Source organism: Gordonia sp. 852002-50816_SCH5313054-c, assembly GCF_001665925.1.
GTDB classification, from domain to species: Bacteria; Actinomycetota; Actinomycetes; order Mycobacteriales; family Mycobacteriaceae; genus Gordonia; species Gordonia jacobaea.
Genome location: NZ_LZTE01000037.1, coordinates 64259 through 83861 on the forward strand (window position 1 = coordinate 64259; position 19603 = coordinate 83861).

Annotated in this window: 17 protein-coding genes; 3 read left to right on the plus strand and 14 right to left on the minus strand. The window is 66.3% G+C overall.

What is annotated here, in order from left to right:
• The first annotated feature begins 122 nt into the window (after positions 1-122).
• Positions 123-1694, plus strand: coding sequence for a hypothetical protein (locus A5788_RS09285; protein WP_064866542.1), 1572 nt, complete (start codon positions 123-125; stop codon positions 1692-1694).
• A 57-nt stretch (positions 1695-1751) separates the two neighbouring features.
• Positions 1752-3803 carry an acyl-CoA dehydrogenase family protein gene (locus tag A5788_RS09290; RefSeq protein WP_049700778.1) on the plus strand — a complete coding sequence of 684 codons (2052 nt, stop codon included), beginning with the start codon at positions 1752-1754 and terminating at the stop codon, positions 3801-3803.
• Positions 3804-3819: 16 nt separating this feature from the next.
• On the opposite strand, the gene A5788_RS09295 is transcribed toward A5788_RS09290, so the two are convergent.
• The 9 genes from A5788_RS09295 to A5788_RS09335 all read right to left on the minus strand — a co-directional run bounded on the left by A5788_RS09295 (position 3820) and on the right by A5788_RS09335 (position 13189).
• A complete protein-coding gene (locus A5788_RS09295; protein ID WP_049700777.1) occupies positions 3820-4539 on the minus strand; it encodes a hypothetical protein in 720 nt (239 codons plus the stop codon).
• On the minus strand, positions 4536-5105 hold the full coding sequence (locus A5788_RS09300) for a hypothetical protein (protein ID WP_082937907.1): 570 nt from the start codon (positions 5103-5105) through the stop codon (positions 4536-4538). The genes A5788_RS09295 and A5788_RS09300 overlap by 4 nt, the downstream gene beginning before the upstream one ends.
• Positions 5092-6138, minus strand: coding sequence for a DUF998 domain-containing protein (locus A5788_RS09305; protein ID WP_064866544.1), 1047 nt, complete (start codon positions 6136-6138; stop codon positions 5092-5094). Before A5788_RS09305 ends, A5788_RS09300 begins: the two co-directional genes overlap by 14 nt.
• A 791-nt stretch (positions 6139-6929) precedes the next feature.
• Positions 6930-7907, minus strand: coding sequence for a porphobilinogen synthase (gene hemB / locus A5788_RS09310; protein WP_049700774.1), 978 nt, complete (start codon positions 7905-7907; stop codon positions 6930-6932).
• 11 nt (positions 7908-7918) lie between these two features.
• Entirely contained in the window at positions 7919-9589 is a 1671-nt protein-coding gene (locus A5788_RS09315; RefSeq protein ID WP_049700773.1) for a uroporphyrinogen-III synthase, read from the minus strand.
• Between the two features lie 52 nt (positions 9590-9641).
• Positions 9642-10568 (minus strand): hydroxymethylbilane synthase, encoded by a 927-nt coding sequence (gene hemC / locus A5788_RS09320; protein WP_049700772.1) that lies wholly within the window; start codon positions 10566-10568, stop codon positions 9642-9644.
• Positions 10565-11959, minus strand: a complete 1395-nt coding sequence (locus tag A5788_RS09325) for a glutamyl-tRNA reductase (protein ID WP_049700853.1) — start codon at positions 11957-11959, stop codon at positions 10565-10567. Before A5788_RS09325 ends, hemC begins: the two co-directional genes overlap by 4 nt.
• 34 nt (positions 11960-11993) lie before the next feature.
• Positions 11994-12800 carry a redox-sensing transcriptional repressor Rex gene (locus A5788_RS09330; protein ID WP_049700771.1) on the minus strand — a complete coding sequence of 269 codons (807 nt, stop codon included), beginning with the start codon at positions 12798-12800 and terminating at the stop codon, positions 11994-11996.
• A 131-nt stretch (positions 12801-12931) separates the two neighbouring features.
• Positions 12932-13189 (minus strand): glutaredoxin family protein, encoded by a 258-nt coding sequence (locus tag A5788_RS09335; protein ID WP_049700770.1) that lies wholly within the window; start codon positions 13187-13189, stop codon positions 12932-12934.
• A 257-nt stretch (positions 13190-13446) separates the two neighbouring features.
• On the opposite strand from A5788_RS09335, the gene A5788_RS09340 reads away from it, so the two are divergent.
• Positions 13447-14532, plus strand: a complete 1086-nt coding sequence (locus tag A5788_RS09340; protein WP_082937919.1) for an HAD family hydrolase — start codon at positions 13447-13449, stop codon at positions 14530-14532.
• A 514-nt stretch (positions 14533-15046) separates the two neighbouring features.
• On the opposite strand, the gene A5788_RS09345 is transcribed toward A5788_RS09340, so the two are convergent.
• The 5 genes from A5788_RS09345 to A5788_RS09365 form a co-directional block, all read right to left on the minus strand.
• Positions 15047-16210: a zinc-binding dehydrogenase gene (locus A5788_RS09345; RefSeq protein ID WP_049699838.1), complete on the minus strand. Its 1164-nt coding sequence runs from the start codon at positions 16208-16210 to the stop codon at positions 15047-15049.
• A 147-nt stretch (positions 16211-16357) separates the two neighbouring features.
• On the minus strand, positions 16358-16660 hold the full coding sequence (locus A5788_RS09350) for a hypothetical protein (protein WP_049699839.1): 303 nt from the start codon (positions 16658-16660) through the stop codon (positions 16358-16360).
• A gap of 2 nt (positions 16661-16662) precedes the next feature.
• On the minus strand, positions 16663-17091 hold the full coding sequence (locus A5788_RS09355; protein WP_049700076.1) for a DUF6325 family protein: 429 nt from the start codon (positions 17089-17091) through the stop codon (positions 16663-16665).
• 33 nt (positions 17092-17124) lie between these two features.
• Positions 17125-18297 carry a lysophospholipid acyltransferase family protein gene (locus A5788_RS09360; RefSeq protein ID WP_049699840.1) on the minus strand — a complete coding sequence of 391 codons (1173 nt, stop codon included), beginning with the start codon at positions 18295-18297 and terminating at the stop codon, positions 17125-17127.
• 214 nt (positions 18298-18511) lie between these two features.
• A complete protein-coding gene (locus tag A5788_RS09365) occupies positions 18512-19576 on the minus strand; it encodes an NAD-dependent epimerase/dehydratase family protein (RefSeq protein WP_049699841.1) in 1065 nt (354 codons plus the stop codon).
• Between the last annotated feature and the right edge of the window lie 27 nt (positions 19577-19603).

Sequence of the window (19603 nt, forward strand, 5' to 3'; positions counted from 1 at the left end):
CCCCGGAAGGAGGTGGCATCGGGGGTCGCAACGTCGCGGATGCTCACGCCAGGCAGGGCACAACACGACAACAGTCAATCGCTACTCAAAGCCAGACGGAGTTCCATGGGGGGACGCATCTGATGAAAACCGACGTCGACGCCACAAGCATGTCTCGACGGACCGGCGGGTCGCGACCGGTCACCGCGTTGGGGGCTGCACTTGTCGGAGTCGGCGTCGTCTCGGCGTTGGCGTCGCATACGCCCACTCCCCCCGACGTTCAGGTGCCGACTGTGACCGCCGACAACGGCGTGCGGCTCGCCGGGAACTCCGTGGCGAACATTCCGACGAACCTCCTTCAGACGATCGCCAACATGCCTGCCGTCGAGTACGAGGGCATGAACAAGACGAGTGAAGCGCTCGAGAATTCCAGTAACTGGTGGCTCTACATCCCGACCAACGTCATCGGGTTCGACCAGCAGGACAAGCAGAAGCTCGAAGGCACCACCCTGATGATGGTGCCGATTCCGCTTGTCGCACAGGCGAATTTCGAACAGTGGTGGATCACCATGGCCGCCAACGCGCCCATGACGGAGAACTGCACCGGCATCCCCGGTCCGTGTTCGGACGTCTTCTACTTCGACCAGTACGGGCAGGTGCCCACCTGGCAGTTGGTGTTGGGTTATCGCTTCCCGGAGATCCGCAACACCATCGATCCCAACCACGAGACCTACACCACTCCCGAGGGCAAGGTTGTCGAGATCCAGCCGGATTGGTCCGGCAAGTACTACAAGCTCGACCCGTGGGGACCGCAGAAGGCAATCTGGGAAACGCTGACGCAGGACCCGACCGGCTATCGACCCGCGCCCACCGCCGACCAGTGGCTCAAGGCACTCAATCGCCTGGGCAAGGCGTCGTGGATCGGTCTGAACCCCAACGTCGAGGGCACGTACTGCCTCCCCTGCCAGCTCGGCGGGATCAAGGGCGCGCCGGATTCGCTGCCGAAACAGTATCTGTTCGGCAACTACTACTCGTTCTTCGATTTCGGGCAACCACAGACCGAGCACAACTGGGTGTACAACCGACCCGACTACGACGAGAAGTCACGCCTCGACTACATCGAGGTGCGCAATGGGCAGGACCCGAAGGTCCAGCAGCAATTGCTCGCCGACGCCCGCGCCGCGACCACACCGGAGGCTCTGCGCGAGAGCACCGCGGAGTTCTACAAGAACATGGACGCGGTCGGCAAGCAGATCAACGAGAACATCGCGATCAACATCGAGGGCCTGCAGAAGGCATTCGGGGTCACGCTGGAGTCCGGACAGGATTTCCTCGATCAAATCGCGGAATCGTTTGGCGCGCAGCCAAAGTCGGCGTCGAGTCAACCTCGTGTCGAGGTACGCAGCCAGGTCACGATGAGCAGCACGCGTGCCACCCAGGGCTACGACGAGCGCGTGGCTCCCTCGACGGCACCGAACTCCGCCGCGCCACAGGTTGCTCACGCCAAGCCGGCAACGCGTCCGGCCCCGACAGACCCGTTCTCGACGCTCCGGACGCAGGTCGCCGATGTCAGCAAGCAGGTGTCCGACGCGGTCGCCCCGCTGTTGCCGTTCGGCCAGCATTCGAGCGCTCACGCGGCGCCGGGCAAACATGCTGCCGTCGACGGTTTCGCAGGCGGAAAGCACCGGGCCGTCGGTGTTCATCGCGCGTCATAAGCCTGTCCTCGCGGGTATCGACCCCCACGGTCGGAATCGATCCGTAACGTAGAGCTCATGTCGACCCCAACCGAGAGTCCCTCGACGCCAGCAACCGACGACGACCCCAGCATCGACACGGCAGTCGCCGACACCAGCGAACTGTCCGAAGCCGAACGCGGTCTGCTCGTCGACAACCTGCGCTACGTACTCGACGGACGCTGGCGAGCCACCCGAGATGAAGTTCGACGACGCGCCAACCGCGCCGACCTGCTTCCCGATCCGTCGCGAACTCTCGAACAGGCGCGTGCGCGCATCCTCGAGGAGATGCGCGAACTGTCCGACGAAGGATTCGCGGCTGCCGGATTCGGCGCCGACCACGGCGGCACAGGCGACGTCGGGGCGTCGATCACCGCGATCGAGATGCTCGGCTACGCCGACCTGTCCCTGATGGTCAAGGCGGGAGTGCAGTGGGGACTGTTCGGCGGCGCCGTCGAAAACCTCGGCACCGCAAGGCATCACGAGAAGTACGTCGCCGACACCATCAGCCTCGACCTCCTCGGCTGCTTCGCCATGACCGAGACCGGGCACGGTTCCAACGTGCAGGAACTCGAGACGACCGCGACGTACGACGCAGCCACCAAGGAATTCGTGATCCACTCGCCGACACCGTCGGCCCGCAAGGATTACATCGGCGGCGCTGCCGAACACGCCCGCATGGCATCGGTTTTCGCGCAGTTGATCACTGCCGGTCCCGGCCAGGAGCCGGAAAGCTATGGCGTGCACTGCTTTGTGGTGCCGATCCGCGACGCCGACGGCAACGACCTTCCCGGTGTGACGACGAGCGACTGCGGCTACAAGGGCGGACTGCCCGGCGTCGACAACGGACGCATCATGTTCGACGAGGTGCGCATACCGAAGGACAACCTCCTCAACCGCTATGCCGACGTCGAGGACGACGGCACGTACTCGTCGCCGATCGAGAACCCCAACCGACGCTTCTTCACCATGCTCGGCACACTCATCCGCGGTCGGATCACGGTTGCGGCCACCGCCGGAGCCGCGTCGCGTAAGGCGTTGGCGATCGCCACACGATATGGCTTGGTGCGCAGGCAATTCGACGCCCCGGGCGACGAGGAAGAGATCGTCATCCTCGACTATCTCGGTCACCAGCGAAAGCTGCTGCCGCTCATCGCGAAGTCGTACGCCATCGCATTCGCACAGAACGAGCTCACCGAAGAACTTCACGAGGTGCAGTCCGACACCCCGGCCGAATCGCCCGACGGCTCTGCCGACGATTCCAAGGCGGGTCGCCAGCGCGAGCTCGAAGCCAACGCCGCAGGACTCAAGGCGTACGCGACATGGCACGCATCTCACGCGATCAATGTCGCTCGCGAAGCATGCGGCGGCGCAGGCTATCTCGACGAGAACCAGATCTCGATCATCCGCGGCGACATCGACGTCTTCACCACGTTCGAGGGCGACAACACCGTGCTCACCCAGCTCATCGCCAAGGAAGTGCTTTCGGCCTACGCCGACGACGTCCAAGGCCTGTCGGCAGGCGGTTGGGTGCGGTTCATCGCGTCGATGGCGCGCGACGTCGTCGTCGAGAAAACCGCTGCGCGACAAGTGGTTCAGACACTCCTGGAGAGTTCGGACGAAGACACCGAGAAGTCGGCGCTGACCAACCGTGGTACTCAGCTTCGACTCTTCCGCAACCGCGAGGACCATCTGGTGCGCACCTGCGCGCAGCGTCTGCGTCGAGCTACCAACGACGACAACGATGCGTTCGAGGTGTTCAACAACGCGCAGGACCATCTGCTCAAGGTCGGGCAGGCTCGCACCGAGCGGATCGTGCTGGAGGCGTTCGTACAAGCCATCAACGACTGCGATTCACGCGCCGCGGCCGAGGTACTCGGCAAGGTGTGCGATCTGTTCGTCTACTCGGCCCTCGAGGCCGACCTCGGCTGGTTCATGATGCATCGCCACATCTCCGTGGAGCGCGCCAAGGCGATTCGACGCGGCGTCAATGAACTCTGCCAAGACCTTCGTCCCCACGCGGCGACGCTCGTCGACGCATTCGGCATCCCCGAGGAACTCATGGGCGCGCCGATGATCGACAACCACTGAGTGGTCGGGGGCTGGGTTAGCTGCTCGGCCCCCGCGGGGACACACCGAGTTGCACCGCGAGGTGCGCCTCGGTGAGTTCCTGCCGGAATCGTTCGACGTCGCGGGCCCACGCCTGGGCGAGCTTGCCGTCGACGAGCTTCACGCCGACGCCCTTGCGCCGTCGCGGAACACCCGCGAGTTCTCCGAGCGCCGGAGCGCTCTCCCACTTCTCGTGTTCGGCGCCATTGTTGGCCGGGTAGATCTTCTCGATGTCGGCGAGCGCCATCAGCAGTGTCCCCTGCTGCAGCGTGGTCTCGGTCAGTTCGACGCCGACGTGACGGCGCGCCGCATACACCTGGACGATCGAGAACAGCGTGATGATCGCTCCGAGGACCGAAATCCACAGCCAGTGCACGCGGCCGGGGCCTGCGATGTCCATCGCGAGCACGGCACCCGCGAGCACCGGACCGATCGCCACGACCCACCAACTTCCGCCCTGCTCGACGAACAACGTCTCGCCACGATCCTCGGGCGCCGGGATCGGGTTTGCGGGGTCCTCGGGCTCGGCGGGTTCCTCGGGGTCGGCGAGATCTGCGGTCTGTTCGGGTTGTGCGGCTTCTTCGGACTCGTCGGTGGGGGCTTTGTTGCCGTCGGTCGATTCCTCGCTACCGACATCGCCTTCAGGCTCGACGCTGCTATCCGCTGACTCTGCGGGTTCTGCGCTGCCATCGGCGGGATCGTCAGCGGCAGAGCTCACGCTCTGTCCCGTTTCCGGTCCTGCTTGTTCCGCGCGGAGGCGGCGCCGTTGGCGCCCGATCGGTTCTCGGCGGGGCGTGTATTACCGCCCGGCCTGCTCTTGCCGTTCGCGACGCGACCCTTGCCGCCCGACTTACCCTTGCCCGACGTCGACTTCTCCGGGCACTCGGGTGGGCTGCCGGCGTTGAACCACGCGTCGGCTTCCGGCCGGTAGGCGAACAACGATCCCAAGAGTCCGATGACTGCTGCGAGCAGCGTGAACGCCAGGGCAGGATCGCCGAAACTGAGGAACACCAGCATGATCACCACGACCAGCGTCAGCGCCGCCAACGAGGAGCGCCAACGAGCATCCCCGACGTAGGCCTTGCTGCCGAGCAGCACGTACGCCACGCCGACCGCGATCACGATGATCCCGATCCCGATCGGAAGCAGCGTCGGGCCGTCGGCGAAAATGCCTGCCAGGATGTAGACGACACCGAGCAGTCCCAACAGAACGCCGGACGCTATCCAGCATCGATACGCCCAGGTCACCATCTTCGGGCGTTTACTTGCGTCAGGAAGGGTCACTGCTTTGCTTTCTGTCTGTCGACGGCTCGCTGTGCGGCGTCGACTCGTTCTCGTGGCTGTGGAGACGCGCCTCGACGGATCGGTCCCCCTCTTCGGAAGCGTAGTCGCCGTGGCCCGTTCCCGACGGCGTGCCGACTGTATTCGGATCTTTCTGCAGCGATCCGGTCTGGGGTGTTGCGTTTTGGGGTGACCTGCTCTGGGGTGATGCCGCCTCGCTGGTCGTCGGCGGCTGCCAGCCCCGGAGTCGCGCCTCTTCTTCCCAGGACGTCGGCGAGTTCTGGGGATAGTTGGCGTTGTCGGGATACTGGCCGCCTACCGGAGGCTGGTCGGGTGCTTGTCCGTACGACGGAGGCGCGGCCTGCGGGTACGGCGGTGTCTGCTGGTAGGGCGGAGCCTGAGGGTACGTCGGAGTCTGCTGGTACGGCGGTGTCTGCTGGTACGGCGGGGCCTGCGGGTACTGAGGTGGGTACGCGGGAGGCGCGGGGTACCCGAGCGGCGTGGTCTGCGGTCGGCGGTAGTCGGCCATCGCGCGGCAGTAGGCGTCCGACTCACGTCTCAGGAGGAGGATGGTCGCGCCCAGCGCAGCGATGCCACCGATGGTCAGCGGAATACCGGTCCACCAGGGATCGACGCCCCCGATCAGCGAGAAGGCCATGTCGATGAGGACGAAAACCCCCATCGCACCGAGCAGGACCCGCGCCCAGTTGTATCCCTTGCGCACAAACCAGACGAAGGTCAACGAGATCGCGGACAGGACAACCGCGGTGATCACCGTAATCGCGATCAGGAAGCCCGAGGACGTCATGAGGTCTACCTCTGCGCGCGGGGTATCGGCGGGGAGGTCGGAGGCTCGCTGGTTCATCATGTCGCGCAGGGTCGGATACTGCGCGACGGCCGTGACTATCCTGGCGATGACCACGACAATCCACAGCTCACACGCGATCGCCACCGAGTCGGGCAGCTTCGGGCGCTTGTTCTGCCCGTCGGGCTGCGCGGACGCGGGGTCGCGACGCGGATCGAGAAAATGCGACATAGCTCCAGCGTAATGAACGCAGCTTGGTGCGCGATGAGGACCTGCGGAGCGCGGCTACGTACACAACTCGGACGCCAGCGCGAGGCCACGACAATAATTTCGATCGCCACCCGCTGACGTCACGATTGTGTACGCACGCCGGACCACCACGGCCGCCGATACCCGACGGCTGCGCGAAGTGGTCTCGACTCGGGACCTCGCTGCGCTCGGGCCCGCTCGACCAGCGGTTGTGGCCGCGCCGTCCAGCCAGCGGGGACGGGCCCGGCGGCCGGCGCGTGTGGTCTCGACTCGGGACCTCGCTCCGCTCGGGCCCGCTCGACCAGCGGGAAAGGCGGCCTCGCCCGACTAGCGGTGCGGGTCTCGCACGGCCAGCGGGAAGGCGCGACGAGGACCTGCTGAGCGCGGCCACGTACACAACTCGGACGCCAGCGCGAGGCCACGACAATAATTTCGATCGCCACCCGCTGACGTCACGATCGTGTACGCAGCGGGACCACCACGGTCGCCGGTACCCGACGGCTGCGCGAAGTGGTCTCGACTCGGGTCCTCGCTGCGCTCGGGCCCGCTCGACCAGCGGGAAATGCCGGACCGCCCGACCAGCGAGAAGGCGGCCAGCGGCGGTGCGAAGTGGTCTCGACTCGGGTCCTCGCTCCGCTCGGGCCCGCTCGACAAGCGGTTGAGGCAGCCCCGCATTACCAGCGAGTGGGGTGGTCTCGACTCGGGTCCTCGCTGCGCTCGGGCCCGCTCGACCAGCGAGAAAGCGCGCGCCGCGCGACCAGCGGTAAAGCGGCCTAGGCCAGCTTGGCGGCGACCTCGGTCGCCCAGTACGTCAGGATGATCGAGGCGCCTGCGCGTTTGATCGAGGTCAGTGACTCGAGGATGGCGGCGTCGCGGTCGATCCAGCCGCGCTCGGCGGCGGCGGTGATCATCGAGTACTCGCCCGAGATCTGGTAGGCCGCGACGGGAACGTCGGAGATCTCGGCGACGTCGCGGACGATGTCGAGGTAGCTCATGGCGGGCTTGACCATCACGATGTCGGCGCCCTCGTCGAGGTCGAGGTGCACTTCGCGGAGCGCCTCGGTGCGGTTGGCCGAATCCTGTTGGTAGGTACGACGATCGCCCTGCAGCGACGAGCCGACAGCCTCGCGGAACGGGCCGTAGAACGCGGACGCATACTTCGCCGAGTACGCGAGAATGCCTGTGTCGGTGAGACCTTCGGCGTCGAGCGCGGCACGAATCTCGGCGACCTGGCCGTCCATCATCCCCGACGGACCCAGAAGGTGCGCACCGGCACGAGCCTGCGCGAGCGACATCGACACGTAGCGCTCGAGCGTCGCATCGTTGTCGACTCGGCCGTCGTCGGACAGCACGCCGCAGTGCCCGTGGTCGGTGAACTCGTCGAGGCAGGTGTCGGCCATCAGCACGGTCGAATCACCGAGATCGTCTGCGAGAACACGCAATCCGCGATTGAGGATGCCGTCCGGATCATCAGCGCCGGACCCTATCGCGTCCTTGTCCTCGGCCTTGGGAACACCGAAGAGCATCAGCCCGCCGACGCCCGCGCGCACGGCTTCGTCGGCCGCTTTACGCAGCGAGTCGAGCGTGTGCTGCACGACGCCGGGCATCGATCCGATCGGACGCGGATCGTCGATGCCGTCGGCGACGAACATCGGCAGCACGAGATCGGCTGGGCGCAGCGCGTTTTGCGCGACCAACCGACGCATCGCCGGTGTGGTGCGCAACCTGCGGGGACGAATAACCGGTGCCATACGCCCCACCTCTACGACCGCGACCGCCGCGACTTCTTGCGCGGAGGAGGCAACGCGCCCTCGGCCCGCAGGCGAGCGGCGTGCTCGGCGAGGGCGTCGACCAGTTCGGTCACCGACGCCGACTCCGGCTGAACGTCGACGCGCAGTCCGAATTCGGTTGCGGTCTCGGCAGTCTTGGGGCCGATGCACGCAACGATGGTGCGCGCGTGCGGCTTTCCGGCGATGCCGACCAGGTTGCGGACCGTCGAGCTCGAGGTGAAGCAGACGGCGTCGAATCCGCCGGTCTTGATCATCTCGCGCGTCTCGGCGGGCGGCGGTGCTGCCCGCACGGTGCGGTACGCGGTGACGTCGTCGATCTCCCAACCGCGATCGCGCAGACCCTCCGAGAGGGTCTCGGTGGCAATGTCGGCGCGTGGCAACAGGATTCGGTCGACCGGGTCGAAGACGTCGTCGTACGGCGGGAAGTCTTCGAGGAGTCCGAGGCTCGACTGCTCGCCGGACGGAACCAACTCGGGGTTGATGCCGAAGGTCCGGACCTTCTCGGCCGTCGCTTCGCCGACGCAGGCGATCTTCACCCCGGAGAACGCGCGGGCGTCGAGTCCGAACTCGGCGAACTTCTCCCACACGGCACGCACCGCGTTGGTCGAGGTGAACACGACCCACTGGTAGCGACCGTCGACGAGTCCCTTGACGGCGCGCTCCATCTGAGCAGGGCTGCGGGGCGGCTCGACCGCGATGGTCGGCACTTCCTTGGGCACAGCGCCGTGGCTGACGAGGCGTTCGCTCATGTCGCCTGCCTGGTCCTTGGTGCGGGGCACCAGCACGGTCCAGCCGTAGAGTGCGCGCGACTCCCACCAGGAGAGCTTGCCGCGCTGGCTGACGACCTTGCCGATCGTGAGGATCAGCGGTCCGCTCAGCGCGTTGCCCTGCTCGTTGAGCGTGGCCAGCGTCGCCTCGATGGTGCGCTGTGCGCAGGTGGTGCCGTTGATCGTGATCGCGACGGGCGTCTGTGGGGCGAGACCGTGCTCGGTCAGTGCGCTCGCGGTCTCGGCCAGATGGCCCGACGTCGCGTGCAGCACCAGCGGTCCCGGTGCTGCGGCGAGCGCGGCCCAGTCGACGCCTTCGGCGCGGACGTCGGCCTCGGTGTGGCTCGAACCCAGCGGCATGCCCGCGTAGCTCGGGACCACGGAAGCCGCAGGCAGTCCTGGCAGCACCTCGAATGCGACCGAGGTGCGCGAGACGGCGTTGACCTCGGACAGCACCGAATCGGTCGTCAGCGGATCACCGGAGACGACGCGGACGACGTCGTCGCCCTCCTTCGCCGCGGCGACGAGGGTGCGAGCGACCTCAGCGGGATCGCCGAGTGCGGGATGGACGATCTGGTCCTGCTCCTCGACGGTGTCGTCCGCGGCGGTCGCCGAGTCGTCGGACTCGTTCTCGTCGGTGGCCTCGTCGGCCTTCTTCGTGTCGTTCTTGGTGCTCTTACGCGCGGATTCCGCGAGCTCCTGCCGGTGGGCGGAGCCGATCATCGCCACGACGGCTGCTGGAACGTCGGGATCGATGAAGGCGGTCGTCGCATTCGCGATCACTGTCCGCGCACGCACGGTTAGCAGTTCGGGATCGCCGGGACCCGATCCCACGAAGAGGATTCGACCCGGATTGGCCTTCTTCGTACGGCTCATGCGTTCGCACTCTCCTGCCCTCGTCGAGAGGGCTGCAGTTCTTCTCTGCTGCTCAGGAGTTGACGAGTTCGCCCGCTCCCAGATCCAGCAGTTCGGCGGCGAGGCCTCGTCCGAGTTGTGTGGCGTTGTCGACCGGACCCACCACCGAAGCGCGGATCACATCGGATCCGTCCTCGGCCGCCACCGCCGCACGGAGCGACAGTTCGGCGAAGATGCGCCCGTCCTCATCGATCGACTCGACCACTTCGGCTATCGCACCGACCGGTGCGGTACATCCGGCTTCGAGAGCCGCCAATACCGCACGCTCGGCGTCGACCGCCACGCGGGTGGCCTCGTCGTCCAACTCGGCGAGAATTCTCACCAGTTCGGCATCGTCGGAGCGGCACTCAACTGCCAGTGCACCCTGCGCCGGTGCTGGTAACAGCACCACGGGATCGAACGCTTCGGTGACCTCTTCGGCCCTGCCGATGCGGACGAGTCCGGCACGGGCGACAACGACTGCGTCGAGTTCGCCGCCGGCGACTTTGCCCAACCGAGAATCTAGGTTGCCTCTTAGGGGGCGGATTTCCAAACCGAGACCCAATGCTTTAAGCTGTGCCGCCCTTCGCGGGGAGGACGTGCCGATCGTCGCGCCGGGAGGAAGCGCCCCGAGTACGAGGTTACCCCTGCTGACCAGCGCATCTCGTGGATCTTCCCGGGGCGGGACGGCCGCGACTACCAGGCCCGGATCGGGTGCTGTCGGCAGGTCCTTGTAGGAGTGGACGGCGACGTCGACTTCGCCCGCATGCAGCGCGTTGCGGATGGCCGTCGTGAACACTCCGACGCCGATCTCGGCGACCGGGGCCGCCGACGCGTCACCCGCCGTCTTGATGATGACCAGCTCTGCGGGATGCCCGTTGGCGGTCAGGGCGTCGGCGATGGTCTGAGACTGGGTACGGGCGAGCAGCGAGCCTCGCGTACCGATGCGAATGGGGCTCAACGCTCTCCCTGATCGGCCGACGTTTCGCCGACGCCATGCTTGTCGCCCAGACCGCTCTCCGGCGCCGAGACGGCCTCGGCAGCGCCCGGCTTGAGCTCGAAGAGTTCACGCAGCGCCTCGGCGTAGTGGTCGCCGTTGGGCGTCGACGCGAGTTGTTTGACCCGGACAGTGGGGGCATGCAGCAGTTTGTCGACGACGCGTCGAACAGTTTTGGCGACCTCGTCGCGCTGAGCGCCCTCGAGGTCGGGCAGGCGGGTCTCGAGCCGGAGAATCTCCGCCTCGACGACGTCGGCTGCGCGTTGACGCAGCGCCGCGACGGTCGGCGTGACCTCGGCCTGACGCTGCAGGGTCAGGTAGTCGGAGAGCTCGCCGCCGACGATCGAGCGGGCAGCGGCGGTGTCGTCGTGCGCGGCCTGTGCCTCGGAATCGCCGCGCAGACTCTCGATGTCGATGACGTGGACGCCGGGCAGGCGCGCCGCGGCGGGATCGACGTTGCGGGGCAGCCCCAGGTCGCAGATGATCAGCGGCTGCACAGCGGTACGTGCGGCCAGTGCCGAATGCACCTCGCCGACGCCGACGACGGTCCCGATGGAACCCGTGCATGCGACGACGACGTCCGCGGAGGCCATTACGGCAGGCAGATCGTCGAATCCGACGCCGCGCACGGCGACTCCGGGATGATTGGCCGCGATATTGCCTGCGAGGTGCTCCGCGTTGGCGACGGTCCGGTTCACCACGACAAGCTCGCGGACGCCTTCACGGGCCAACTGGGCGGTCGCAAGACCCCCCATGGCGCCGGCGCCGATGACTACGGCTCTGCGCAGCGACTGCTCGGGATCGATCTCTGGCGCCGCCTTCTGCAGCAGATGCTGGGCGCGATGCAGCGCAACCGACACGACCGACGCCCCCGCGCGGTCGATTCCGGTCTCGGAGTGCACCCGCTTGCCGACGCGCAGGGCGTGCTGGGCGAGCTCGTGCAGGGTACGGCCGGTGGTCTTGTTGGCGTCGGCGTCGAGGTAGGCGTTGCGGATCTGACCGAGGATCTGCTGCTCGCCGACGACGATCGAGTCGAGGCCTGCGGCGACGGTGAACAGATGCTCGACGGCGGCCTCGGAGTAGCGGACGTACGCGTGGCGGGTGAGGTCGTTGATGGAAAGCCCGGAATGGTCGCCGAGCACGTCACCAACGGCTTCGAGTGCGGGGTGGAATGCGTCGACGACGGCGTAGATCTCGACGCGATTGCAGGTGGAGACGAGCATCGCCTCGGAGATCGCACGCGACGACAGCAGGTCGTCGACGAGCTTGGGCCGGTCATGGTCGGCGACCGCGAGTCGCTCCAGAACGTCGACGGGTGCGCTCCGATGGCTGATTCCGAACAGCAGAACACTCACCGCGTCACCGTCTCCATCGCAGATCTCGCACTCATCATCCTTGACCCACACTCCGTATGTCTGTTCTGGGCACGTCCGCGACGCCGACCCCCGGCAGTTGGTCAACAGCCAGATCGTCGCCGGGCCCCTTGGCCCTGAGCGGCACGTCCACAGGCAGGTCGACATGGCCCTGCTGCCCATCTTCCCCGACAGACAACGGGGTGCGTGACGCGTGGAACGTCAGCACCTGCAACTCCAAGGCTAGATCAACCTGTCTGACGACGACATCGGAGTCCGTCGACAACGTTGCGGCGGTCACGTTCAGCAGTTGCCGGATTCCCGCGGCGATCAACGCGTCAGCTGCGCGTTGTGCCTTGTCAGGACCGGTGGCGATCACCCCGATGTCGACCTGGCCGATCGACGGATCGTTCGCAAGAGAAGCGAGACCGGCGCACGGGGAGACCACCACGTCGTCGACGACGGTCCCTATGACGTCCGGATCGTCGTCGAACATCGCGACGACCCGGAAGGTGCGGTCGGTGGCTGTGTGCGCGACGAGTAGGCGACCGAGGGTGCCTGCGCCGACGAGCACGACGGTGTGGACGGTGTCGGTGTGCAGTGCGAGCGCGATGCGGGCGGTGAGGCGTCCGACGTCGTATCCGACGCCGCGTACGCCGTTGGCGCCGACATGGGACAGATCTTTGCGGAGGATGGCCGGGTTGACTCCCGCCGCGGTCGCCAGTTGGCCGCTGGAGGCGATCAGAATGCCCCGCTGCCCCAGGGAGCGCAGAACGTGGAGGTAGGTGGCCAGGCGCGTCACCGACGGCTCGGGGATGCGATCAGACGCCGACCCGATAGCCATTGCGCACACTCACTTTCGACTAACCCGACCGAAGGATCAGCGTAATACGCGGCCTTCGACGCTCGGCACGCGACCCGCGGCGGGAGTTCGGGGAGTTCGCGGGTTCAGGGTTTCGCCGCGCGCTCGGGCGTTCAGCGCTTGGCGGCGTCGAGGTCGGCGCGCAACCGCGGCTCGTCGACCTCCCAGTAGCTGTGCTCTTCGCCGTCGAGCAGGACGACGGGCAGACGGTCGCCGTACTCGGCGCGTAGCTCGACGTCGCCGGAGTTCGCGGCGGCGTCGACGTCGACGATGTCGAACTCGACGGACAGCTCGCCGCAGATCCGATCCAGGTCGGCGCGGGCGGCCTCGCAGGCCGAGCAGCCGTCGCGGGTTAGCAGCGTGATGGACATCGAACGAACTCCTTCGACGTTGGTGCCAGAACAGTCTGACACCATGACTACTCTGTTGGTGAGCAGGCCTGAGCGAGGCGGCATTCGTTGAGTGGTTGTGCATTCGTGAGAGGTGGAGGGTGGGCGTGACCTCTGAGGGCGAGGAGCCGAACGGCGAGGTTCCCGATTCCGGGTCCGAGGTGTCCGACGTCGGCGACACTCCGCACAAGGGCGCCTCAGACGGCGGAACGCCAGGTAGCGAGGCCCCTTCGGGCGGCGTGGGCGCGTCCGATTCCGCAGATGCCGAGGCGCGGCCGGTCCGCAGTGGCGAGGACTGGGAGTCGCACGCCGACGACGTCGACGGTTCCGTCGGCGACGATGACGACGAGATCCATGCCGACGACGAGTTCGACGACGAAGAATCCCGCCGGGTCACGACCTGGATCTCCGAGCGAGCTACCGCGGCCACCGGACGGTTCCGGCAGACCGCGCAGGAATTGCGACAGGCCCTCGCGGGAGAGGCGTCGGCGCAGGCGGCCGTCGATTCGCTGCGCGCCCGGCCACCGAGCGAAACCGAACCCGACGTCGACGTCGACCTCACCGCCGCGGCGTTCTTCGACGTCGACAACACGCTGGTGCAGGGAGCGTCGATCGTGCACTTCGCGCGCGGACTCGCCGCGCGAAAGTACTTCTCGTACTCCGACATCTTCGACTTCGCGTGGACGCAGGCGAAGTTCCGCATCACGGGCAAAGAGAACGCCCAAGACGTCGCAGAGGGTCGGGAAAAGGCGTTGTCGTTCATCGCCGGTCGCGAGACAGCCGAGCTCGCCAGACTCGGCGAGGAGATCTACGACGAGTACATCGCCGACAAGATCTGGCCTGGCACAAGGGCTTTGGCTCAGCGCCATCTCGACGCCGGTCAGCAGGTGTGGCTGGTCACCGCGACTCCGGTCGAGCTGGCACAGACCATCGCTGACCACCTAGGCCTTACCGGTGCACTCGGCACCGTCGCCGAGAGCGTCGACGGCAAGTTCACCGGACGACTCGTCGGCGACATCCTGCACGGCCCGGGCAAGGCACATGCCGTGCGCGCGTTGGCAATTCGCGAAGGACTGAACCTCAAGCGGTGCACCGCGTACTCGGACTCACACAACGACGTCCCGATGCTGTCACTGGTCGGGCGCGCCGTCGCGATCAATCCCGACGCTGACCTGCGCGACGTCGCAAAGGTGCGCGGCTGGGAGATGTACGACTTCCGTACCGCCCGCAAGGCCGCAAAGTACGGGGCGTCGACGGCACTGGTCGTCGGGGCCGCGGGCGCCGCGAGCGCCGGCGCCGTGAAGCTGCTGCGCAACAAGGGCTGACGCCGAGGGGTCGTCGGGCGTCGGGCTTCGGGTTTCGGCGCGCGCCGGCGGAAAGTAGGGGAAGGATTCTTCCCCTAGAAACCTCCTGCCAGCCGGGGCGTCGAAAGTAGGGGAAGCAATCTTTCCGGCACTTCCTGACACCTCCCCCGGAAACTTCGCGGGGACGAGTACGAAACCCGAGGAAAGAACCTTTCCCCTAGAAACTTCGGGCCAGCAGCTCCCGAAACAGCCTGCCGCACCGTCGAAACGGCGCGCCGCACCGTCGACGCCCCGCCCGCAGAAAGTAGGGGAAGGAATCTTTCCGGCACTTCCTGACCTCTCCCCCGCAAACTTCGCGGGGACGAGTACAAAACCCGAGGAGAAAACCTTTCCCCTAGAAACTTCCGCCGGCCGGTGCGCCACAACCCGAGGAAAGAACCTTTCCCCTAGAAACCACCCGCGGGCTCGACGGCCAAAACTAGGGGAAAAACCCTTCCCCTAGAAACCTCCCGCCGGCCTGCCGGCCCCGCCGGCCTCAGAGCCCCGCGACGGGGCTCGACGGGTCGATGAGCACCTTCGCGTGGTGCTCCGCGCCGCCGAGGATCTCGAAAACGTCTGCGACTGCGTCGAATCCGATGATGCCGGTGACCAGTGGCGTCACGTCGACCTTGCCGTCGGCGATGAGGTGCAGCGCGGTGCGGAACTCGGCGGGGTCGTAGTAGATCACAAAGCGCAGGTCGAGTTCTTTGTTGATCGCCATCGCGGGTCGGAAGCGGTCGGACTCCATGCACACGCCGACCACGACGATGCGCGTCCGCAGCGGCACGCCCGACACGATGTTCTCGATCATTCCCGGCACGCCGACGCACTCGAACACGACCGGCCCCTTCGGGGTGGCGCCGACCTTGTCGCCGAGTTCGATTGCCTTCCACCACGGCAGGCCGTAGATGCGGCGCAGGATGTGCATGGCGTCGAACGCGGTGCCGAGCAATTGCCCTGTGCGCGTGAGGTATTCGCCCTTCTTGGCGGCGATGTCCCACGGGGAGTCGACAGTCGGGTCGACGACGATGTCGGCGCCGCAGCGTCGGGCAAGATCTCGACGACCCGCCGACAGGTCGGAGGCGATGACGGTCTTGACGCCCTTGGCCTTGAGAACCAGGATCACCGACAGCCCAATAGGTCCGCAGCCCACCACGACCGCGACGTCGCGCTTGCTCACGTCACCGCGGTTGACCGCGTGCACGGCAACCGACAGCGGTTCGGTCAGGGCGGCGTGGTCGAGTGGCACGCCGTCGGGCACGGGCATCGTCATGTCCTCGGAGACGACGACGTACTCGGCGTAGGCACCGGGGGCGTCGGCGCTGAGTCCGACGAGGTGCTCGGTCTCGCCGTGCTTGATGATCGGTAGTGCGGCGACCAGGGTTCCCGGCGCCCACTTCTTGCGGCACTTGGGGCCGTACTCGGCGATCTCGCCGATGAATTCGTGGCCCATCACGACGTGATCTGTCGAGCGCATGAAGCGGTCGTAGCCGACCTCGGCGGTGACATCGGCGGTGTCGTCACCGTGCGTGCGCGCGTGCAGATCAGAGCCGCAGATCCCGGTGCGCCGCACCTTCAACAACACCTGACCTGGACCTGGCTGCGGCTTCTCGATCTCCTCGACACTCAGCTTGCCCTCGTGACACACCACTGCCCGCATCGGCTTCCTCTCGTGCGATGTTCCAACACTCGTTGTAACGTTCTACCGCACAATACGCCGACGCTGTGACGCGGCTCCCTGCCCTGGGTCCGGCCAAGCGAGAACAAGTCCGGACGGGACAAGCCCGTCGCAGCCGCCAGAGCCTCGTCAGGAGAAGATGCGCGACGAGATCTCGGCGAACTCGGTATCGGTGACGACGCCCGCCGACCGCAGCGACGTGAGCGCATTCATGAGTTGCGACTTCGGATCTGCGGCAACCGGCTGAGCGGCCGGCGCAGCAACAGGCTGGGCAACCGGCTGTGGGGCAACAGGCTGCGCAACCGGCTGCTGCGCGGCGTGCGCCTGCTGCGATGCTGCCTGCGCGGCCCACCTGTCCTGTTGCCGACGCTGCACCCGGCCGTGCACCGAGCTGGCGACGGCCGCGCGGCCCGCTGTGCGAATCAGGCTCATGATCAGTTCCCTTCGAGAGCGTCAGTGGCGTCGAGAGCGTCGATCAGGTCGTCGACGAGGACCGGCCCCTCGGTGAGCACGGTTCCGCCGTCGGCACCCCACGCGCCGATGACGGGGAGGAACGATAGCTCCTCGTAGACCACGATGGCGGCGACCTCGCCTGCGGCGAGCGATTCCGCGGCAGCAGCGACGTCGTCGTCATCGATCAGGTGCGAGTCGGCACCCGAGAATTCGTCGAGGCCGACGCTCGCGGCGTCGAGTCGCTGCACCTTGCCGTCGGCGTCGCGGCTGACGAACTCCGTGTCGAGAACGTTGACCCGACCCGCAGCAACCAGGTCGGTCAGCACCGCGAAGCCGGCCGACGGCACGGGCGCCGACGGAAAACTCACGACAATGAAATTGATGGGGCCCAAGTCGGCGTCGAAACTCACGCCCTGAGAGTATCGCCCACCGCTCGCTGCCACTCAGCCGAAGTACACGCTCCCCCGACGGCTGAGCATGCGGAACAGTGTCTGCTGAATCTCTTCGCGGACATGGTCGGTGAGGTCGAAGACAACCATGGGGTCGTCGGCGGACGACTCGTCGTAGCCGCCCGTCTCGATGGGACGGCCGAAGTGGATATGCCACTTCGACGGCAGCGGCACCAGACCCAGCGGTCCGAGCAGTGGGAACGTCGGCGTGATGGGCAGGTACGGCAGCCCGAGGATGCGGGCGATCGGCTTGAGGTCGGCGAGCATCGGGTAGATCTCCTCCGACCCGACGATCGACACCGGGATGATCGGGCTGGCGTTGCGCAGCGCCGTCGTCACGAAGCCTCCGCGACCGAATCGCGCGAGCTTGTACCGATCCTTGTAGAGCTTTCCGATCCCCTTGTAGCCCTCGGGCCACACCGCGGTGAGTTCGCCCGCTCGCAACAGGCGGTCGGCGTCGTTGGTGCATGCGAGGGTCGCGCCGATACGGCGGGCCACCTCGCTGACCGCTGGTGTGTCAAAAGCCATGTCGGCGGCGAGGATTCGCAGATGCCGACCGGTTGGGTGATTGTCGTGCAAGGCGAGGCTGGTCATCAGCGCGTCGATGGGCAACGCACCGGCATGGTTGGCGACGAGCAGAGCGCCACCTGTGAGCGGCAGGTTCTCCACACCGGTCACCTCGACACGGAACCACTTCTCGTACACCTGGCGGATCGCGGGGAACCAGACCGACTCGGTGAAGTGCGGGTCGAAGCCGAAGTCGTCGATCTCGTAGTCGCCGGTCATCCGCTCACGAATGAAACCCGCTGTGGCAGTAAGTGAATCAGCAACTGCACCACGGATACCACCGAGACTGAACAACGGGCTGCGCGCAGGTCCACGCTGCTCGACGCCGAGGGCGTCGGTCTCGAGCGCGACGTCGTCGTTGATGGGGGTGACCGCAGCGGGCGGCCGGCCGAAGCCGTCGGTATTGGGGTGGCCGATACTCGACGGCGCCGTTGCCTGCTGGCTCGGGTGGCGACCGCGGCCGCCATCGCGCGTGACTCCCGGCTGATCGCGACGAGACGCTTCGAGGCCCGCCCTGGAGTTGCCCACACCGGAGCTTGCGTACAACTGGATCACCTTTGCCGTCCGTGCATCACCAGAAGACGTCACGTGATTCGACAAGGCGTTCCACCCCCAACGGGTATGACGCAGAAGAACGGGAGGGGGGTGCCTGGTGTCGCTGCGTCGACGCACCGGGCCTGACGCCCGAGTTTACGGGTTCGTCCCTGATAGTGCACGTTCCGCCGCCGTATTTGCATTGTCATTGAATGCGTCAAATTGGGGATTCAAATTGACGCCAAAAACAGACAGTCTGTGCGATTTGTGCGCGAATTGTTCAGGCAAGCCGATGCGCCGCCGATACGACTTGTCGTTCCGCTTTTCGCCACGTATCCGGCGCGATCACAGGAGTCACACCACTGCGGTCGACGAAGTCGTCGAGCGTCTCCGACGTTGAGTACCGGGGCGCGAATCCGAGCTCGGTGCGCATCCTCGTTGTGTCGAGAACCCTTCCGTACGTAAGGAATTCGGTCTGCGACGACCGCAGACGAGCTGAGCGAAGATTCTGCATCACCCCGGTGATCGGCGCGAGCAGACCGCTCACCACGGGCAGTTCCACGTGTCCGACGCGTCGAATGGCCTGCGTCAACGTCACCACTCCGTCGCCTGCGATGTTGAAAGTTCCCGGCCGCCCACGCAGCGTCACGTGTTCCATTGCTGCGAGTGCGTCCTCTTCATGCAGAAATTGCAGACGTGGTTGATAGCCGATGACAGTCGGAACCACCGGGAGCGAAAGATAGGAACTCATCCTGGTGTTGATTCGAGGACCGAGCATGGCCTGCAGTCGCATCGTCGTCACGTCGATGTCCTGGCGTCGTCGCGCGAGTCCGCGCACGTACCCCTCGACGTCGAGCATGTCGCGTCCGTAGCCGCGACGGGGTTCACGCTTAGCGGGCGTCTCCTCGGTGAAGTAGGCGGGGTCGCGGGGGCTCGCACCGTAGACCATCGCCGTCGAACGCAGGATGAGCCGTTTGACCGAGGGGCTTCGCTGACACGCACCGCACACCTGCATCGCGCCGAGGAGATTGAACTCCTTGATGGCCGCGGAGTGCGGAGCGGTCTCCATGATCGACGTCGCGGCGTGCACAACGGTGTCGACCTCGTAGTGCGAGATCGCCTTCGCTATCGCGGGCCTGCGGATGTCGAGGCGCAGGAACTCTGCGCGCCCCATTCGCCGCATCAGGTCCTTGCGCGGCACCCGTGAGTCGACTGCGAGGACCCGCTCGACGTCGGGATTGGCCGCCAGTGCGGCGACGAGGTATCCACCGAGAAAGGTCGACGCCCCGGTGACCAGCACCGTGCGCGGAACCTGTTGGACGTCGGATTGAGAACCATCGGGCATGAACGCAAGGCTAGCCCGACGAAAAAG

What these genes read in the sequence shown, in the direction of transcription:
- A5788_RS09285 (WP_064866542.1), top strand. Translation starts at nt 123, where the DNA reads ATGAAAACCGACGTCGACGCCACAAGCATGTCTCGACGGACCGGCGGG.
- A5788_RS09290 (WP_049700778.1), top strand. Translation starts at nt 1,752, where the DNA reads ATGTCGACCCCAACCGAGAGTCCCTCGACGCCAGCAACCGACGACGAC.
- A5788_RS09305 (WP_064866544.1), bottom strand. Translation starts at nt 6,138, where the DNA reads ATGTCGCATTTTCTCGATCCGCGTCGCGACCCCGCGTCCGCGCAGCCC.
- hemB (WP_049700774.1), bottom strand. Translation starts at nt 7,907, where the DNA reads ATGGCACCGGTTATTCGTCCCCGCAGGTTGCGCACCACACCGGCGATG.
- A5788_RS09315 (WP_049700773.1), bottom strand. Translation starts at nt 9,589, where the DNA reads ATGAGCCGTACGAAGAAGGCCAATCCGGGTCGAATCCTCTTCGTGGGA.
- A5788_RS09330 (WP_049700771.1), bottom strand. Translation starts at nt 12,800, where the DNA reads ATGGCTATCGGGTCGGCGTCTGATCGCATCCCCGAGCCGTCGGTGACG.
- A5788_RS09335 (WP_049700770.1), bottom strand. Translation starts at nt 13,189, where the DNA reads ATGTCCATCACGCTGCTAACCCGCGACGGCTGCTCGGCCTGCGAGGCC.
- A5788_RS09345 (WP_049699838.1), bottom strand. Translation starts at nt 16,210, where the DNA reads ATGCGGGCAGTGGTGTGTCACGAGGGCAAGCTGAGTGTCGAGGAGATC.
- A5788_RS09350 (WP_049699839.1), bottom strand. Translation starts at nt 16,660, where the DNA reads ATGAGCCTGATTCGCACAGCGGGCCGCGCGGCCGTCGCCAGCTCGGTG.
- A5788_RS09365 (WP_049699841.1), bottom strand. Translation starts at nt 19,576, where the DNA reads ATGCCCGATGGTTCTCAATCCGACGTCCAACAGGTTCCGCGCACGGTG.